General features: G+C 50.9%; 18 protein-coding genes. 7 read left to right on the top strand and 11 right to left on the bottom strand.

The genetic code is table 11. The features are described from left to right. Positions 1-20 precede the first annotated feature (20 nt). Both WN16_RS15170 and sad read right to left on the bottom strand, forming a co-directional pair. Positions 21-1598, bottom strand: a complete 1578-nt coding sequence (locus WN16_RS15170) for a methyl-accepting chemotaxis protein (protein ID WP_044699822.1) — start codon at positions 1596-1598, stop codon at positions 21-23. A 103-nt stretch (positions 1599-1701) separates the two neighbouring features. Next, positions 1702-3090 (bottom strand): succinate-semialdehyde dehydrogenase, encoded by a 1389-nt coding sequence (gene sad, locus WN16_RS15165; protein ID WP_044699824.1) that lies wholly within the window; start codon positions 3088-3090, stop codon positions 1702-1704. Between the two features lie 103 nt (positions 3091-3193). On the opposite strand from sad, the gene WN16_RS15160 reads away from it, so the two are divergent. Then, positions 3194-4069 carry a LysR family transcriptional regulator gene (locus WN16_RS15160; protein ID WP_044699825.1) on the top strand — a complete coding sequence of 292 codons (876 nt, stop codon included), beginning with the start codon at positions 3194-3196 and terminating at the stop codon, positions 4067-4069. 222 nt (positions 4070-4291) lie between these two features. Beyond that, positions 4292-5488 carry a sugar transporter gene (locus tag WN16_RS15155; protein ID WP_003032430.1) on the top strand — a complete coding sequence of 399 codons (1197 nt, stop codon included), beginning with the start codon at positions 4292-4294 and terminating at the stop codon, positions 5486-5488. A 36-nt stretch (positions 5489-5524) separates the two neighbouring features. Here the strand turns inward: WN16_RS15155 and WN16_RS15150 are convergent, their stop codons facing one another. Further along, a complete protein-coding gene (locus tag WN16_RS15150) occupies positions 5525-6190 on the bottom strand; it encodes a MarC family NAAT transporter (RefSeq protein WP_003032428.1) in 666 nt (221 codons plus the stop codon). Positions 6191-6447: 257 nt separating this feature from the next. On the opposite strand from WN16_RS15150, the gene marR reads away from it, so the two are divergent. From marR to marB, 3 genes are read left to right on the top strand one after another with little or no spacing between them, the layout of a single operon-like run. After that, positions 6448-6882, top strand: a complete 435-nt coding sequence (gene marR, locus WN16_RS15145) for a multiple antibiotic resistance transcriptional regulator MarR (RefSeq protein ID WP_003032426.1) — start codon at positions 6448-6450, stop codon at positions 6880-6882. Positions 6883-6900: 18 nt separating this feature from the next. Beyond that, a complete protein-coding gene (gene marA / locus WN16_RS15140) occupies positions 6901-7284 on the top strand; it encodes an MDR efflux pump AcrAB transcriptional activator MarA (protein ID WP_003032424.1) in 384 nt (127 codons plus the stop codon). Positions 7285-7314: 30 nt separating this feature from the next. Beyond that, a complete protein-coding gene (marB, locus tag WN16_RS15135; RefSeq protein WP_003032422.1) occupies positions 7315-7533 on the top strand; it encodes a multiple antibiotic resistance protein MarB in 219 nt (72 codons plus the stop codon). Between the two features lie 30 nt (positions 7534-7563). On the opposite strand, the gene eamA is transcribed toward marB, so the two are convergent. Next, positions 7564-8463: an O-acetylserine/cysteine exporter gene (gene eamA / locus WN16_RS15130; protein ID WP_003032420.1), complete on the bottom strand. Its 900-nt coding sequence runs from the start codon at positions 8461-8463 to the stop codon at positions 7564-7566. Between the two features lie 198 nt (positions 8464-8661). On the opposite strand from eamA, the gene ydeE reads away from it, so the two are divergent. After that, complete coding sequence (ydeE, locus tag WN16_RS15125; RefSeq protein WP_044699830.1) at positions 8662-9849, top strand: efflux MFS transporter YdeE; 1188 nt, start codon at positions 8662-8664, stop codon at positions 9847-9849. Between the two features lie 43 nt (positions 9850-9892). Here the strand turns inward: ydeE and urtE are convergent, their stop codons facing one another. The 5 genes from urtE to urtA are packed head-to-tail and all read right to left on the bottom strand — an operon-like array spanning position 9893 to position 15360. Further along, on the bottom strand, positions 9893-10591 hold the full coding sequence (urtE, locus tag WN16_RS15120) for an urea ABC transporter ATP-binding subunit UrtE (protein WP_003032416.1): 699 nt from the start codon (positions 10589-10591) through the stop codon (positions 9893-9895). A 9-nt stretch (positions 10592-10600) separates the two neighbouring features. After that, positions 10601-11398, bottom strand: a complete 798-nt coding sequence (urtD, locus tag WN16_RS15115) for an urea ABC transporter ATP-binding protein UrtD (RefSeq protein WP_032935768.1) — start codon at positions 11396-11398, stop codon at positions 10601-10603. Next, entirely contained in the window at positions 11398-12471 is a 1074-nt protein-coding gene (urtC, locus tag WN16_RS15110; RefSeq protein ID WP_044699833.1) for an urea ABC transporter permease subunit UrtC, read from the bottom strand. Before urtC ends, urtD begins: the two co-directional genes overlap by 1 nt. Then, the gene (urtB, locus tag WN16_RS15105; protein ID WP_044699835.1) at positions 12471-14045 is read right to left on the bottom strand and encodes an urea ABC transporter permease subunit UrtB; all 1575 of its coding nucleotides are present in this window, start codon (positions 14043-14045) and stop codon (positions 12471-12473) included. The genes urtC and urtB overlap by 1 nt, the downstream gene beginning before the upstream one ends. 43 nt (positions 14046-14088) lie before the next feature. Next, positions 14089-15360, bottom strand: a complete 1272-nt coding sequence (urtA, locus tag WN16_RS15100; RefSeq protein WP_003032408.1) for an urea ABC transporter substrate-binding protein — start codon at positions 15358-15360, stop codon at positions 14089-14091. Between the two features lie 486 nt (positions 15361-15846). On the opposite strand from urtA, the gene mgtS reads away from it, so the two are divergent. Next, complete coding sequence (gene mgtS, locus WN16_RS15095; RefSeq protein WP_003032406.1) at positions 15847-15942, top strand: protein MgtS; 96 nt, start codon at positions 15847-15849, stop codon at positions 15940-15942. 283 nt (positions 15943-16225) lie between these two features. Here mgtS and WN16_RS15085 read toward each other — a convergent pair whose 3' ends face one another. After that, entirely contained in the window at positions 16226-17152 is a 927-nt protein-coding gene (locus tag WN16_RS15085; protein WP_044699837.1) for a diguanylate cyclase, read from the bottom strand. Between the two features lie 197 nt (positions 17153-17349). Beyond that, positions 17350-17568: a hypothetical protein gene (locus tag WN16_RS15080; RefSeq protein ID WP_003836310.1), complete on the bottom strand. Its 219-nt coding sequence runs from the start codon at positions 17566-17568 to the stop codon at positions 17350-17352. Positions 17569-17647: the final 79 nt, after the last annotated feature.

Here is a 17647-nt window from a genome sequence, read left to right as displayed (position 1 = left end):
ACAGAGCTGAATACGCAGCGTCAGGCCGGAAGGCGGAATCTGGCCACGGCCTGCATAAGCTGGCGGGATTCATGGTGTAGCTGCAAGGAAGAGTCAGATGCAGCATTCACCAGATCGCTGGTTTGCCGGGCTTCGCCGTTCAGGACATGCAGCTTTCGAGTCAACTGGTGAATATTGTTCCCTTGATTTAACGTTGCAGTCGAAATGTCGTTCAGCAACGCGCCAAGATTCTCAACCAGTGCGATAACCTGCTGCAAATTCTTATCCAGTCCGTTAACCGCGTGAAAGCCCTCTTCAATGCCCTGTAACGAATGTTTAATCAGTGTCTGAATGTTTTGCGTAGACTGACCGCTTTTTCGCGCCAGCAGCCCAACTTCTTTCGCAACCACGGCAAACCCGCGCCCTTGCTCCCCGGCATGTGCTGCCTCGATTGCCGCGTTAAGAGCCAGGATATTTGTCTGAAATGCAATATTATCGATAAGCGTTGTAATACCTCGCATTTCAGACGAACGTGTCACAATCGCCTGCATTGACGTATTTACCGTCGCCATCATTCGGTCCCCGCCTGCCGCAACATCTCGCGCCTGCACAGCGCGTTGATTCGCCAGTTCAGCAAAGCCACTGTTATCCTCGACATGCATTTCCAGCAACGAAATATGCGATGTCACGCTGCTTAATTCTTCACTTTGTTTCGCCGACTGCTGATATAGCTGTTTATTGTTCTGCGCAAGTTCGTTGATATTTCCTACCATTGCAGTGGTGGCATCGTTCACCTGCTGCACCAGCGCGCAGAGACCTTGCTGCATTGCAGCAATACGCGAACTTAATTGCGTCACTTCCCGATTAAACTGACTCACCTGCGGGGCCGGGCGAGACAGGTCACCCGCTGCTAAAATATCGATATGATCGATCAGCCGTCGCAGTGGCATAATCACCCAACGGGACATACTGCGCCAGACCAGAAAGGCAATAACCACCAGCACGAGAGGAATAAACAAAAATAGATTCTGTAAACGCTCAAGACTGGTCAACAGCTGCTGACGCCCAGCTTCCGCATGTCGCCCACTGTTCTGCTGAAAGCGCGCGTAATTAGCGTTAAAGTCCGTCTGAAAGGCCTGCACGGGTACGGCAAAAAACGCATCAATGGAACCTGACTGCATCAGCCCATCCGCCTGCTCCTGAATACCGCTATAAAAACGCTGATAGCTCTCCGTTAGATCCGGATCCGGCTGCGGTTTCATATCCCGCCAGGCATCCCATGCACTTTTTGACTGCGCCAGCGCCCGGTATGCCTCTTCCATTAACGGACGCCAACTCCCGTCCGAACCGGTGGCGGCATCCTGCATAAAATAAACTCCCGCACGGTTAAGTAAATCGCTGGCAGATAATAACGCCACCCGCGCTTCATCAACCTTCGCCTGCTGTATAAGCGCGAGTTGATTACGTTCTTCATTATGCTGTGCGCCGCTGACTGAGGCCGAAAGCATTAAGGAGGACGCGACCTGCAAAATAGAGAACAGCGCAATAATGCAAAAAATGCCGGTTAACAGACCAAACTGACGGGGTATAAGACGACGGAAAATTTGCGTTATGTTCATATTACTCATCTGTATCAAAGCGTTAGACGCGAGTGTACGGAGAGTAAATGACAGAAAAATTGCAGAAATAAGACAGGTGCCCCCAGCGGAGGCACCTACACCATCAAAGGCGGTTTTTCCAGACGGTCTGCACGTTACAAAACTCATGCAAACCAAAGTGCGAAAGCTCTCGGCCAAAACCACTTTTCTTCACACCGCCAAACGCAACGCGGGCATCGCTGGCACTGTAACCATTGATGAATACGCCACCACACTCCAGGCGTGACGCCATCTTCTGCGCCAGCACTTCATCCGCAGTAAACACCGTGGCAGATAAGCCGAAATCACTGTCATTCGCCAGCGCTAAGGCATGTTCCGCATTCTTCGCCACAGTAATTGCCGCAACTGGACCAAACAGTTCCTGGCGGAACGCCGTCATCTCTGGAGTAACATCGCCCAGTACCGTCACGGCATAGTAATTACCATGACCCGCAATTTTTTCCCCGCCGAGAAGTAACCGCGCCCCTTCGGCAAGGGTGGCTTCAACCTGCTGGTGCAACTCATCACGCAGATCAAATCGCGCCATCGGCCCCAGATCGTTTTCTTCGTTCAGCGGATCGCCCATTTTGAGCGCGCTCGCAGCGGCCACAAAGCGTGAAGTAAATTCTGCCGCTATCCCTTCTTCGATAATAAAGCGTTTGGCTGCCGCACAAACCTGCCCGGTATTCTGATAACGCCCGGCGACCGCCGCCTTAACGGCCAGATCGAGGTCTGCATCATTAAGGACAATAAACGGATCGGAGCCCCCCAGTTCAAGAACGCATTTTTTCAACGCGGCCCCCGCCTGGGCGCCAATCGCCGCACCAGCACGAACACTACCCGTTACCGTTACCGCCGTGATACGCGGGTCATTGATCATCTGACTGACCCCTGCGTTATCGGCATTCACCCAACCGTAAACCCCCACGGGTACACCCGCATCAGCGAAAACCTGCGCAATAATTGCAGCACAGCCGGTTACGTTAGGCGCATGCTTTAACAGGTAACCATTTCCGGCCAACAGAATCGGGACGGCACCTCGCATTACCTGCCAGAGTGGGAAGTTCCACGGCATGATCGCCAGAATAGTTCCTACCGGACGATACTCAATCACCGCCTGGTTATTCTCCACCAGCGTGGGTTCCGGACTGAGCATCACCGGTCCATGCTCGGCGTACCAGTCACACAACGCAGCTGACTTAGCGACTTCAGCCCGCGCCTGCTTAATGGGTTTACCCATTTCACGTGAGATACACTGCGCCATCTCTTCCGCACGATGGCGCAGAGCTTGCCCAATATGGCGCAGCATTTGCGCACGGTGCTCAACGGAAGTGTGTTTCCATTCGCTATAGCCATTCGCTGCAAGGTTCAGCGCATGATCAATCTCTTCCACGCTGGCCCACGGCGTCGCCGTCAGTCTTTCACCGCTGGTAGGGTCAATGGAAATCGCATGTGTTGCTGCTGTGATAGTCATTAAGTGCCTCTCTTTATCGCAGGGTATGGTTATATCATGAGCATATTTACTCTTTCTGAAAAATGAATAATATTAACCATACCATTCACGAATAGAGAAAATTATGGATCTGACGCAGCTGGAAATGTTTAATGCCGTCGCGGAAACTGGCAGTATTACGCAGGCCGCTGCGAAGGTTCATCGCGTGCCATCTAATCTCACCACCCGTATACGTCAGCTTGAAGCCGACCTGGGTGTTGATCTGTTTATTCGTGAAAACCAGCGTCTGCGGCTTTCCCCATCCGGGCACAACTTTTTGCGCTACAGCCAGCGGATCCTCGCGCTGGTTGAGGAAGCCAGGATGGTCGTCGCCGGGGATGAGCCGCAAGGACTCTTCTCTCTCGGCTCGCTTGAAAGTACGGCAGCAGTACGCATCCCCGCCACGCTGGCTGAATATAACCAGCGTTACCCCAAAATTCAGTTCGCGTTAGCGACAGGTCCTTCTGGCACAATGCTGGACGGCGTGCTCGACGGTACATTGAACGCTGCCTTTGTCGATGGCCCAATTACCCATCCAGGCCTTGAAGGAATGCCGGTCTACCGTGAAGAGATGATGATTGTCACTCCTAACGGTCATCCCCCCATTCAGCGGGCCAGCGACGTCAACGGTTGCAGTATTTACGCCTTTCGCGCCAACTGTTCCTATCGCCGCCATTTTGAAAGCTGGTTTCATGCCGATCGCGCCATGCCCGGCACCATTCACGAAATGGAGTCATATCACGGTATGCTGGCCTGCGTCATTGCCGGAGCGGGTATCGCACTGATCCCGCATTCGATGCTGGAGAGCATGCCAGGGCATCATCAGGTCAACGCCTGGCCGCTAAGCGAGAACTGGCGCTGGCTGAATACATGGCTGGTCTGGCGCAGAGGCGCAATGACGCGGCAGCTGGAAGCGTTTATAGAGGTGTTGAACCCTCAGTTATCACAGAGCCCGGAGTAGCTGGCTATCCTCAAAGAACATGAATAACTGTATATCCGGGTGAAGTCATACCCCCAGAATTTCATTATTATTGAAATACTTAAAAATATGAGGAATGTTCGGCAGCAAATTATAGCGCCCTGCCAATGAAATGAGATCCGCATCACAAAATGATTGTATTTTCGCCAGCAAACGTTTTAAGATCGTGGCCTTACCTTTTCGCAGCTAATCCTCTTATTTGATATGACAACAGACACTGTTTCCCGCAAGGTCGCGTGGCTACGGGTAGTTACGCTTGCCATTGCCGGTTTTATTTTCAATACCACAGAGTTTGTCCCTGTCGGTTTGCTTTCCGACATCGCACAAAGCTTTAATATGCAGACCGCTCAGGTCGGGATCATGCTGACGATCTACGCCTGGGTTGTTGCCCTGATGTCGCTCCCCTTCATGTTACTTACCAGTCAGGTAGAGCGCCGAAAACTTCTGATCTGTCTGTTTGTTGTGTTTATCGCCAGCCATGTGCTCTCTTTCCTGGCATGGAATTTTACCGTGTTGGTAATTAGCCGTATTGGTATTGCCTTTGCGCACGCTATTTTCTGGTCGATCACCGCATCGCTGGCAATTCGCCTGGCTCCTGCCGGGAAACGTGCACAGGCTCTCAGCCTGATTGCCACTGGCACTGCGCTGGCGATGGTATTGGGGCTGCCCATCGGGCGTATCGTCGGTCAGTATTTTGGCTGGCGCACAACCTTCTTCGCCATCGGTATGGGGGCGTTAGTTACCCTGCTTTGCCTGATTAAGCTCCTGCCCAAACTACCCAGTGAGCACTCCGGCTCTTTAAAAAGCCTGCCCGTGTTATTCCATCGCCCGGCATTGATGAGTCTGTATCTACTGACGGTGATTGTGGTCACCGCGCATTATACGGCCTACAGCTATATCGAGCCGTTCGTGCAGACCGTCGCGGGCCTGAGCGCAAATTTTGCTACTGTCTTATTGCTGGTTCTGGGTGGTGCGGGAATTGTCGGTAGCGTCATTTTCGGTAAGCTGGGTAATCTGCATGCGTCCGTACTGATTAGCAGTGCCATTGCCCTGTTGACGATATGCCTGGTACTGTTACTTCCCGCCGCTGACAGCGAAATGCACCTTGCCATCTTGAGTATTTTCTGGGGCGTCGCCATCATGCTGATAGGTCTGGGTATGCAGGTGAAAGTGCTGGCGCTTGCTCCGGATGCGACTGACGTCGCAATGGCGCTGTTCTCAGGAATCTTTAATATCGGTATTGGCGCTGGCGCGCTGGTAGGCAATCAGGTGAGTTTGCACTGGTCGATGTCTACGATTGGTTACGTCGGCGCAGTGCCTGCCGTTGCCGCGTTGATATGGTCGGTGATTATCTTTCGTAAATGGCCGGTATCACTGGAAGAACAGCCTCAGCATTCATAAAAAATATGCCCGGTAAATATTACCGGGCATAGTGTTTTAAGCGTAGGTTTTGATAATTTCCAGCACGCCGTTAATAATAAACTGCACGCCCATACACACCAGCAGGAAGCCCATCAAACGAGAAATCGCTTCGATACCACCTTTACCGACCAGCCGCATGATCCCCCCGGAACTGCGCAAACAGCCCCACAGGATAATCCCGACAACCGCAAAAATAATCGGCGGCGCGATCATTATCACCCAGTCCGGAAATTCGGAGCCATGACGCACGGTTGACGCGGAGCTGATGATCATCGCAATCGTCCCCGGACCGGCAGTGCTTGGCATAGCCAGCGGTACAAAAGCGATATTGGCCGTCGGTTCGTCTTCCAGCTCTTCAGACTTGCTTCTCGCTTCCGGAGAATCATGCGCCTTCTGCTGTGGAAACAGCATCCGGAAGCCGATAAACGCAACGATTAACCCACCCGCAATACGTAACCCGGGAATCGAAATCCCGAACGTATTCATTACCACCTGCCCGGCGTAGTACGCCACCATCATAATGGCAAATACATAGACAGATGCCATGAGTGACTGACGGTTACGCTCTGCGCTGTTCATATTGCCGGCTAGGCCAAGGAACAACGCCACGGTGGTTAACGGGTTTGCCAACGGTAACAGGACTACCAGCCCCAGTCCTATTGCTTTAAACAAGTCCATCATAATGTCATCTTTCCTGTGCGTTAATCGTCAGCGGCAAGTATACGGTGAAATCCGCGAGATAAGCCATTTTCGTGATGTAAGGATTCATTTTTCATCCGCACGTATAAACCATAATTATCAAACCGTTAAAATTCCACTTGCCAGGTATTGAGTCTGATGATTTAGCAAAACGTGGCATTTGCGGATCCATTCGTTTGACTTATATTTGCCTAAGCAATAATATCAGCCGTGACTAACTACTTGCCAGGGCAACCATTGTGAAAAACACCAGTGATCTGTTTAACGAAATCATCCCACTGGGTCGTTTGATCTATATGGTTAATCAGAAAAAAGATCGTTTGCTAAACGACTATCTGTCACCGCTGGATATCACGGCATCGCAGTTCAAGGTGCTCTGCTCCATCCGTTGCGCGGTGTGCATCACCCCTGTCGAATTGAAAAAAGTGCTGTCTGTCGACCTTGGCGCCCTGACGCGGATGCTGGACAGACTGGCCTGTAAAGGCTGGATAGAAAGGCTTCCGAATCCACATGATAAGCGTGGCGTGCTGGTGAAACTCACCGATCATGGCGCAGCAATTTGCGAGCAGTGTCATCAATTAGTAGGGCAAGACCTGCACCAGGAACTAACAAAAAACTTAACGGCGGATGAAGTAGCCACACTTGAGCACTTGCTTAAGAGAATCCTGCCGTAAACAGAAAGAGGTATGACGATGTCCAGACGCAATACTGACACAATCACTATTCATAGCATTTTGGACTGGATCGAAAATAACCTTGAATCGCCGCTCTCGCTGGAAAAAGTGTCTGAGCGTTCAGGTTACTCCAAATGGCACCTGCAACGGATGTTTAAAAAAGAAACCGGTCATTCACTGGGTCAATACATTCGCAGCCGTAAAATGACTGAAATAGCGCAAAAATTAAAAGAGAGTAACGAGCCCATTCTTTATCTGGCAGAGCGTTACGGTTTTGAGTCTCAGCAGACGCTGACCCGGACATTCAAAAACTATTTTGATGTTCCGCCGCACAAATACCGTATGACGAATATGCATGGCGAATCGCGCTATTTGCTTCCACTCAATCAATGTAATTGCTAATCGCCAGTTAACGACGTAACCGAGGAAATCATGAAACTTCTGTCTTATGCGATGCTGGCCCTGCTGTTTGTTGTTTCGGGTCAGAGCATGGCGGAACAGACCGCGCAACCTGCCACACAGAACAGTCGCGACGCGATGATTATGCCCCCTGCGCACGATCAGTCCCCGTTCGATTTTAATCATATGGGTGCAGGCAGCGACAAGTCCGACGAATTAGGTGTGCCTTATTACAATCTGCGCAACCTGTAATTATATTGCCCCGCAACCGCGGGGCTTTTTTTAGCCCCTCACCGACGCAATTTTACGCAACCGAAAACCAAACACATTGATATACAGCCCAGCCATGATCAGTAGCGCGCCAAGTAGCTGTAATCCGCTAAGCGTTTCGTCCAGCAGTACGGCCGCACTCGCCAGACCGACAACCGGCACCAACAGCGATAGCGGCGCTACCCGCCAGGTCTCATAGCGTCCGAGTAACGAACCCCAGATGCCATAACCCACAATGGTCGCCACAAACGCCAGATACACCAGTGACAGAATGGTCGTCAAATCTATCGCCACCAGACTTTGGGTAATTTGCGCTGGACCATCGAGAAGTAATGAGGCCAGGAAGAACGGAACAATGGGGATTAACGCGCTCCATACCACCAACGACATAACGGCCGGACGCGATGTATGCTGCATGATTTTTTTGTTAAAGATATTGCCGCAGGCCCAGCTTAGCGCCGCCGCCAGCGTCAGCATAAAACCGAGCATGCCAACATGCTGACCGTTCAGACTGGCTTCAATCAGTACCAGCACACCAAATACCGCCAGCGCAATTCCTACCAGCTGTTTACCCTGCAGACGTTCACCAAAGGCGAATGCCCCCAGAATGATGGTGAAAAACGCCTGAGCCTGTAATACCAGAGAAGCTAACCCGGCAGGCATACCAAATTTGATGGCGCTGAAGAGAAACGCGAACTGTCCAAAACTAATTGTCAGGCCGTAGCCGAGTAAAAGCGAAAGCGGAATTTTCGGGCGGGCAACAAAAAAAATCGCCGGGAACGCCACCAACAAAAAGCGTAACCCTGCCAACATCAACGGCGGCATATTGTGCAAACCCACTTTAATGACAACAAAGTTCAGTCCCCAAACCACAACGACCAGTAACGCCAATAACCCGTCTTTACGCGACATACTACCGCCCCTGCAAATATTAAATTTTTGTAAACAAGTTAAAGTAACGGAAATCGTTGTACCGTAACAGATCATTAATTCAGGTAGGCCACACAGGGCATTTTCGGACAACTTATTGGGTGTACATCACACTTTTAGCATGCTATTTGTTTCTGATATCTAAAAAAAACATAACAACATGCATTGTCGGGCAGGAAAATGAATATCTCTCTGAGAAGGTCCACTCTCGCGTTACTTGCGTCATCTTTGTTATTAACCATTGGTCGTGGCGCCACGCTGCCATTTATGACGATTTACCTCAGTCGACAGTATCAACTGAGCGTCGACCTGATCGGTTATGCGATGACGGTTGCACTGACCATAGGCGTCGTCTTCAGCCTTGGCTTTGGTATTCTGGCCGACAAGTTCGATAAAAAACGCTATATGTTGCTGGCTATCTGCGGCTTTGCCTCCGGCTTTATTGCTATTCCGGTGGTGCATAACGTCGTGATAGTGGTTTTGCTCTTTGCCCTGATCAACTGCGCCTACTCCGTCTTCGCCACGGTGCTGAAAGCCTGGTTTGCCGATAACTTGTCTGCGACCAACAAAACGAAAATTTTCTCACTTAACTATACCGTGCTGAACATCGGCTGGACCGTTGGCCCGCCGCTGGGTACGCTGCTGGTTATGCAAAGCATTAACCTGCCGTTCTGGCTGGCTGCCGCCTGTTCTGCGCTACCTCTGGTGTTTATCCAGACGTGGGTAAAACGTTCACCGGCAACCGCAGAAGGTGTAAATGCCGCTGTTTGGTCCCCTTCAGTACTGCTGCGCGACAGAGCATTATTCTGGTTTACGCTGTCAGCATTTTTGGCATCATTCGTTGGCGGCGCCTTTGCATCCTGTATTTCGCAATACGTTATGGTGGTCGCCGATGGCGATTTTGCCGAGAAAGTCGTCGCGGTGGTCCTGCCCGTTAACGCCGCCATCGTAGTATCACTGCAGTACGCACTTGGTCGCAGGCTCACCGCCACGAATATCCGCCCGTTAATGACATTGGGTACAGTCTTCTTTGTCGTTGGCCTGGTCGGTTTCGCTTTCTCCGGCAACAGTCTGTTGTTATGGGGAATTTCTGCTGCCTTTTTCACTATCGGCGAAGTCATTTACGCACCGGGTGAATACATGCTTATCGACAACATCGCACCAGCAGGTATGAAAGCCAGCTATTTTTCCGCCCAGTCGTTAGGCTGGCTTGGCGCAGCGGTTAACCCATTAGTCAGCGGCGTCATTTTAACCACATTGCCACCATGGTCGCTGTTTGTGGCGCTGATAGTGGCGATCGTTCTTGCCTGGGCGCTAATGATAAAAGGCATGCGCGCCAAACCCTGGGGCCAGACGGCGGTCTGCTAGTTATTATGTTCGCGACAGAGCCACAGTCGCTCTGTCGCATACCTCAGATAGCAACCAGTCCCCGAACGCCCTCGGCCTCCATATTTTTACCGTCGCCGCTTTGAATAATGCTGCCCCGCGACATCAACAGGTATTTGTCGGCGAGCTGCTCGGCAAAATCATAGAACTGCTCCACCAGCAAAATGGCCATATCGCCGCGATGCGCCAGTTGGGAAATCACCTGACCAATCTCTTTAATCACCGACGGCTGGATCCCCTCGGTAGGCTCATCAAGGATCAACAATTGTGGGCGACTTGCCAGTGCTCGTCCAATCGCCAGTTGCTGCTGCTGCCCGCCGGACAAATCTCCGCCCCGCCGATGCTTCATTTCCTGTAAAACCGGAAAGAGCGCGTAAATATCATCCGGCACATGTCGTGCCTCCGGTGCTGAAAAACGGGAAAGGCCGAGCAGCAGATTCTCTTCTACCGTCAAACGCGGAAAAATATCACGCCCCTGCGGGACATACGCCACACCGGCCCTGACCCGCTGATGCGGCTTCCAGTGAGTGACATTTTTCTCCTGCCAGAGCACACTTCCGCTGCGGGCCGGAATAAGCCCCATCAGACACTTAAGTAGCGTTGTTTTCCCCACGCCGTTACGCCCCAGCAGACATGTCACCTCACCGATACGCGCTTCAAAGTTCACCCCGCGTAGAATATGGCTGCCACCATAATATTGATTGAGTTCTTTCACCTGCAGCATCTGCACTCCTTAACGCCCGAGATAAACTTCAATAACCTGCTCGTTGGCCTGCACTTCACGCAGACTCCCCTGAGCCAGGACACGTCCTTGATGTAATACTGTGACGCGATCGGCAATGGTTTCGACAAATCCCATATCGTGCTCAACAACCATCAGAGAGTGCTTACCGGCAAGCTGGCGAAACAGCTCCGCCGTGTATTCCGTTTCCGCATCCGTCATCCCCGCCGCGGGTTCATCCAGTAGCAGTAAATGCGGCTCCTGTACCAGCAGCATGCCAATTTCGAGAAACTGTTTTTGCCCATGCGAAAGCAGACCAGCGCGGCGGGCCCGCTCATTACCCAGCCGCAACAGCGCAAGTACTTCATCAATACGATCCCGCTGTTCGCCTGAGAGTCGTGCCCGTAGAGAACCCCAGACAGATTTATCATTTTTCAGCGCCAGCTCCAGGTTCTCTTCCACCGTTAATGCTTCAAATACCGTGGGCTTTTGAAATTTCCGTCCAATCCCCTGACGTGCAATGGCAATGGGATCCAGCGTCGTTAAGTCGGTCGACTGATCGTATATCGCACGACCACTTTGCGGCCTGGTTTTGCCGGTAATGACATCCATTAACGTTGTTTTTCCGGCGCCGTTGGGCCCGATGATGCAACGCAGTTCCCCAACCCCAATATTGAGCGTGAGATCGGTTAGCGCCTGAAAGCCATCGAAGTTAACGTTAATTTTTTCCAGCTGTAGCACCGGATCAGTCTGGTTGCGAAACCGATCCCCCGGCATCTGGCGAGTAAATAGCCCTTCATCTGGCTGCATTATTTGTCTCCCTTGCGAAACAGACCAATTACACCTCGGGGTAAAAACAGCGTAACGCCAATAAAGATCAGGCCAAGAAACAGCTGCCAGTATTCCGGCATGATGACGGTAAACAGGCTTTTCGCGCCATTCACCAACACGGCGCCGAATACCGGGCCGATCAGGGTTCCACGTCCGCCGAGGGCAACCCAAATCGCCGCTTCAATCGAGTTGGTCGGCGACATTTCGCTAGGGTTAATGATCCCCACCTGCGGAACATACAGCGCTCCTGCCAGGCCGCACAGTACAGCGGAAAGCGTCCACACCAGTAACTTGAAACCTTTCGGATCGTAACCACAGAACATCAGACGGTTCTCTGCATCGCGCACGGCAGTCAGAATACGGCCGAACTTACTGCGGGCCAGCGCCTGTCCCAGCCATAATGCCAGCACCAGCAGCATGACCGTCGCCAGAAACAGCGCGATACGGGTTGAGGTGGCGGTTACCGGGAATCCCAGAATGGTGGTAAAGCCGGTAAAACCGTTATTTCCCCCAAAACCCGTTTCGTTGCGAAAAAACAGCAGCATTCCTGCGAAAGTCAGGGCCTGGGTCATGATAGAGAAATAGACCCCTTTGATTTTTGACCGAAAGGCAAACCAACCGAATACCAGCGCCAGCAGGCCAGGAACCAGAACGACCAGCAGGAGCGCCCAGATAAAATGTTGCGTCCCCCACCAAAACCACGGCAACTCGCTCCACGACAGGAATGACATGAAGGCCGGTAATCCTTCGCCAGAGGCCTGGCGCATCAGGTACATTCCCATCGCATACCCTCCCAGCGCAAAGAAAATACCGTGTCCCAGCGAGAGCATGCCGGCATAGCCCCACACCAGATCCAGCGCGACCGCGACAATGGCATAACAGAGAATTTTCCCGGCCAGCGTTAGCGTCCACACCGATATAGCCAGCGGATGGTCCGCAGGTAACAGCGCAAGAAACGGCAGAGTAATCAACGCCAGCAATAACCCCAGCCCCAGGATGCGCGTCGCGCGTGGCGCTTTACGCGCCAGCGTTAATGTCATTGGCATCGTCATCAGTCAATAACCCTCCCTTTTAGCGCGAACAACCCCTGCGGACGTTTCTGAATAAACAGAATAATCAGCACCAGAATCATGATTTTGCCTAGAACCGCCCCCACCTGAGGCTCCAGAATTTTATTGAAGATCCCCAGTCCAAACGCCGCGGCCACGCTCCCGGCGAGTTGTCCCACGCCGCCCAGCACCACAACCAGAAACGAATCGATAATGTAGCTTTGCCCCAATTCCGGTCCTACGTTGCCCAACTGCGAGAGCGCTACGCCCCCCAGCCCGGCAATGCCTGAACCAAGGCCAAAGGCCAGCATATCGACGCGTCCGGTAGGTACGCCGCAGCAGGCCGCCATATTGCGATTTTGCGTCACGGCACGTACGCGCAGCCCCAGACGCGTTTTATTCAACAACAGCCAGGTGAAAAACAGCACCAGAATGGCAAAGCCAAGCACCACAATTCGGTTCCACGGTAAAATCAGATTGGCATAAACCTGAATCCCCCCTGAAAGCCATGCCGGATTGGCGACTTCCAGGTTTTGCGCGCCGAAGGACATACGCACCAACTGGATGAGCATCAGGCTGATCCCCCAGGTCGCCAGCAGCGTTTCGAGAGGACGCCCGTATAAATGGCGGATCACCCCGCGCTCAAGCAGCATTCCCACCGCCGCGGTAAGTAAAAAGGCAACCGGCAGCGCAATAACCGGATACCAGGCTAGCCATTGCGGGAAAAACTGGCTCATCAGCTGTTGTACCATCCAGGTACAGTAAGCCCCGAGCATTAACATCTCGCCATGCGCCATATTAATGACGCCGAGTAATCCATAGGTTATAGCCAGACCCAATGCCGCCAGCAGCAAAATAGAACCCAGCGATAGCCCCATAAAGGCCTGTCCAAGAAGATCGCCAACCTTCATACGATGTGCGATGGAATTCAGGCTTTCGCCAGCGGCAGCACGCACGCGGGTATCGGGTTCATGTTCAGCCCGGGTGAATGGTTGCAGGCGCGCCTGAGTTTCAGGATCATTTGACGCCCCTAATAGTTCGATTGCCTGACGCCTGACCTCCGGCGAGGAACTGTTCAGCTGCAGATTTGCCAGTGCAATAGCCAGCGCGGATTTCACATCACCATTTGACTCCTGAGCCAGTCGTTGCTGTAAAAACGGCAGCATACCCGGCTGTGCATCACGCTGTAATGTACGAGCTGCCTCTAACCTTAATGTGACACTGTCACTTAAAAGCTGATGAACGGCCTGCGTTCCTGCCACCAGATTACGCAGGCGGTTAGTCAGGCGAATTTTTTTTAGCTCGCCGTTTGGGGTTGTCGCTGTTCCTAACGGTTGTGCGTGCGAGCCGTTCATGATGAAGGTATTTTTCGCGTTATCAGTCAGCAGATTCTCATCTCGCAACGCGCTGAGCAGCGGGATGCGCTGAACATCGGGATTCACCGCCCATTGTTCAAGCAAGGCGGCCTGCTGAGTTCGATTTGCGGCTGTAAAGGTATCGGCATCTGATGCCTGTGCTATCCATGGCAAAAACCACGTCAGCAACAACACACCACGAATAAAGCGCATAGCTTTCATGAGCGTTCTCCAAAGCGGTACCCTCCCGCAGGAGGGCACACGATCAGTTGCTGGCGGTTTTCACAGGCTGTTCAGATTTTTTATCATTACCAGCGATGTACGGACTCCATGGCTGGGCGCGGACCGGCTCATCGGTTTGCCATACCACGTTAAACTGGCCATTGCCCTCAATCTCGCCAATCATGACGGGTTTATGCAGGTGATGGTTGGTCGCATCCATGGTCAGGGTAAAGCCTGATGGCGCAGCGAAGGATTGCCCCGCCATTGCAGCGCGAACTTTATCCACATCGGTCGTTCCGGCTTTTTCTACCGCCTGCGCCCACATATGGAGGCCAACATACGTAGCTTCCATGGGGTCGTTTGTCACCACCGATTCAGCATTTGGTAATTTGTGCGCTTTGGCATACGCCCGGTAATCCGCGACAAACTTCTTGTTGGCAGCGTTATCGACGGACTCAAAGTAGTTCCAGGCTGCGAGGTTGCCCACCAGCGGTTTGGTATCAATACCGCGTAACTCCTCCTCACCCACGGAGAATGCCACCACAGGAACATCGGTAGCTTTCAGGCCCTGGTTGGCCAACTCTTTATAGAATGGAACGTTAGAATCGCCGTTGATGGTTGATACCACCGCCGTTTTTCCCCCTGCAGCGAATTTTTTAATACTGGCGACAATGGTCTGGTAATCGCTGTGTCCGAAAGGGGTGTACACCTCTTCGATGTCTTTATCGGCAACTCCTTTTGAGTGCAAAAAGGCGCGTAAAATTTTGTTGGTCGTACGCGGATAAACATAATCCGTGCCCAGCAGGAAGAAGCGTTTCGCGCTGCCGCCGTCCTCACTCATCAGATACTCAACCGCAGGGATCGCCTGCTGGTTGGGGGCTGCGCCGGTATAGAAGACGTTAGGCGACATCTCCTCACCTTCATATTGCACTGGGTAAAACAGCAGACCGTTCAATTCTTCAAATACTGGTAGAACCGATTTACGCGAAACCGATGTCCAGCAGCCAAAAACTGCCGCTACCTTATCCTGACTCAGCAACTGCCTTGCTTTTTCAGCAAATAAGGGCCAGTTCGAGGCTGGGTCAACCACCACCGGTTCCAGCTTTTTACCCAACACACCGCCCTGAGCATTAATTTCATCGATGGTCATCAACGCCACATCTTTTAGCGGCGTTTCGGATATGGCCATCGTGCCGGATAAAGAATGCATGATGCCAACTTTGATGGTGTCGGCTGCCTGAACGCTAAAACTCACGCCCATTGCTACAACAGAGGCAGAAAGTGCAAAAGCTTTTAAAAATGTACGACGCTGCATAGTTTCACTCCTGAAATTAAACTTGCTGAAAGCTCCGGTGCAGCCGGGCAGACAAAACGGTGCAAATTAAAGGTGTTCAGAAGTGATAAGGCAAAAACGATGCCAGATATTAAAACATCATATAAAATCAACAGATTAGCATCTCGCGCACAAAAATCAGTATTACATTTTCCCGCCAAACGGGTTAATCAAACAAAAAATTGAACCACCATGAGACAACTCTGCATTATAAACGTGCAACAATCTGTGTCAGCAGCACACTGTCATAGCAGCGTCTCAGGGTTTAAAAACAGGATTATTTGTGCGCAGATAAATGTGTCTCGTCACTATTATTTATTTTATTCGACGTGCTCATGTCAAAAATTTACTTTTCAGCCGAAATAATCACACAGTTCAGCCTTTGTTTAAGATTGAATTGCTACTATAGTCATAAGCGAGGTGAACTTAAGGTAAGAGAGGAAACTCACAGATAAAGGAGCATTTACTATGCTGGGTAATATGAATATTTTTATGGCTGTTCTGGGAATTATTTTATTTTCCGGTTTCCTGGCCGCGTATTTTAGCCACAGATGGGATGATTGATGAACGGAGATAGTCCTGCACCGACCCGGCCCCTTGTTGCGTAGCTGCACAAGGGGCCATTTTTTTGCCCAAATCGCGCTCGTGGTACCTTTTTCCTGATTTACAGATAAAAAAAACCGCCGGATAAACCAGCGGTAAATGCTTGCATGGATAGATTTGTGTTTTGCTTTTATACGCTATCTGGCAATTCCCTGCGAAGATAACGGATAGTCAGCTAACCTATCATCAACAACCCCAATGAAAGTTAAACGAAACGCAACTACCTCAAAGCGTTTTCGAAAACTCACGCACTGAGGGAATACGAGGTCCCGTCATTGGTGTCCACCAACGCGATCTGCTCATTTTCATCCATAAACATACAGCGATTTCTGCCGGTCTGTTTCCCCTGATACATCGCCCTGTCAGCCCGACCAAGCGCGGTATCCAGCGTTTCACCCGGTTGAACCCGGGTTATGCCAGCCGTTACCGTGATAGCGATCTCTCCATCAGAGTAGGGAATTTTTTTCTGACCAATCAAACGACAAAGTCTCAAACCCGCCTGGCATGCCTGCTCGTCCGTTTTTGTTCTGATGATGATAATGAACTCTTCTCCACCGTAGCGGTACGCCACCTCATCATATCGCGTCCATGACAATAAATTTGATGCCAGAGCCCGCAATACAACGTCACCAACCAAATGGCCGTAGGTATCGTTAACGTATTTAAAACGATCGATATCTAACAACAATATATAGAGATTAAGCGGTTCGGCATCGAGCAACTGCCGCTCAAAAGACTCATCGAGCATTCTTCTGCCAGGTAAACCTGTTAATACATCGATATTACTGCGGATATTCAATAAATATATTTTGTAGTCCATTACAGATGAGGTAAATGCCAGCAGCGCGTCCTGGAAACTGTCGAAATGCCATGAATGACTACGTTTCTCCACTATAGCCAATAGCAACTCCTTGCCTAATAAATGCATCTTTTCGTGGGTGGCATTTATCTTGCTTACGTAACTACAATCATCCTCATTGTACCGCGATTGATTATTAAGCCACTGTCCAAATCGACAAATACAATGCGAGTTTTCACCCACAATATCCGGCTGTGTAACATCTGAAGACACCACGCAGCGGAACATTGTCACTAACCATTTGTAGTGGGCATCAATGGACTTGTTCAACTCAATCAAAATTGCATCTATTTCCTTCGTATTTCTCATCATCACGTTCTCTCTCCCTGTTCGAGCGTTTCTGATGGAATTATCTTAACGATAAAAAAGAAAATTTATGTAAATTTTTTAATAGTAATTAATAAGCCGCGATTAACAATAGCATTGCGCTATGCCACTGGTCGCGGCATAGCGAGTATCGCCGACTCAGTTCATACCTGGCTCAAATTGGTCGCGGTTCATTGAGCCTTTTATTTTCGCGGATAGATAAAAACCGATAAGAAAGCTGATGTGTATGCCTTAAGCTTTTTATAGCTATGAATGTCCAGTGTCAGTGATGCTACCGTCAGAGTTGTTACGGTCAGGATAAAAATTACAATATCCTCTGCTGTCGCCAGTGGCCAATTCTCAAAGTAGGTTTGCAGACTGTTAAGGACGATTTTATCAACAAGTTCTGTACGTTCAGGCATGTTTAAGACCTCTATGAAGTTCAACGTTTTGGAACAATGATTGTCGCACAGAGTAAAAGTAACTTTTTCCGGTAAGGAC

This window comes from Citrobacter sp. ABFQG (assembly GCF_004322975.1).
Lineage (GTDB): Bacteria > Pseudomonadota > Gammaproteobacteria > Enterobacterales > Enterobacteriaceae > Citrobacter > Citrobacter freundii.
The sequence above is the reverse complement of the archived record's forward strand: the minus strand, read 5'-3'. Positions and strand labels throughout refer to the sequence as shown.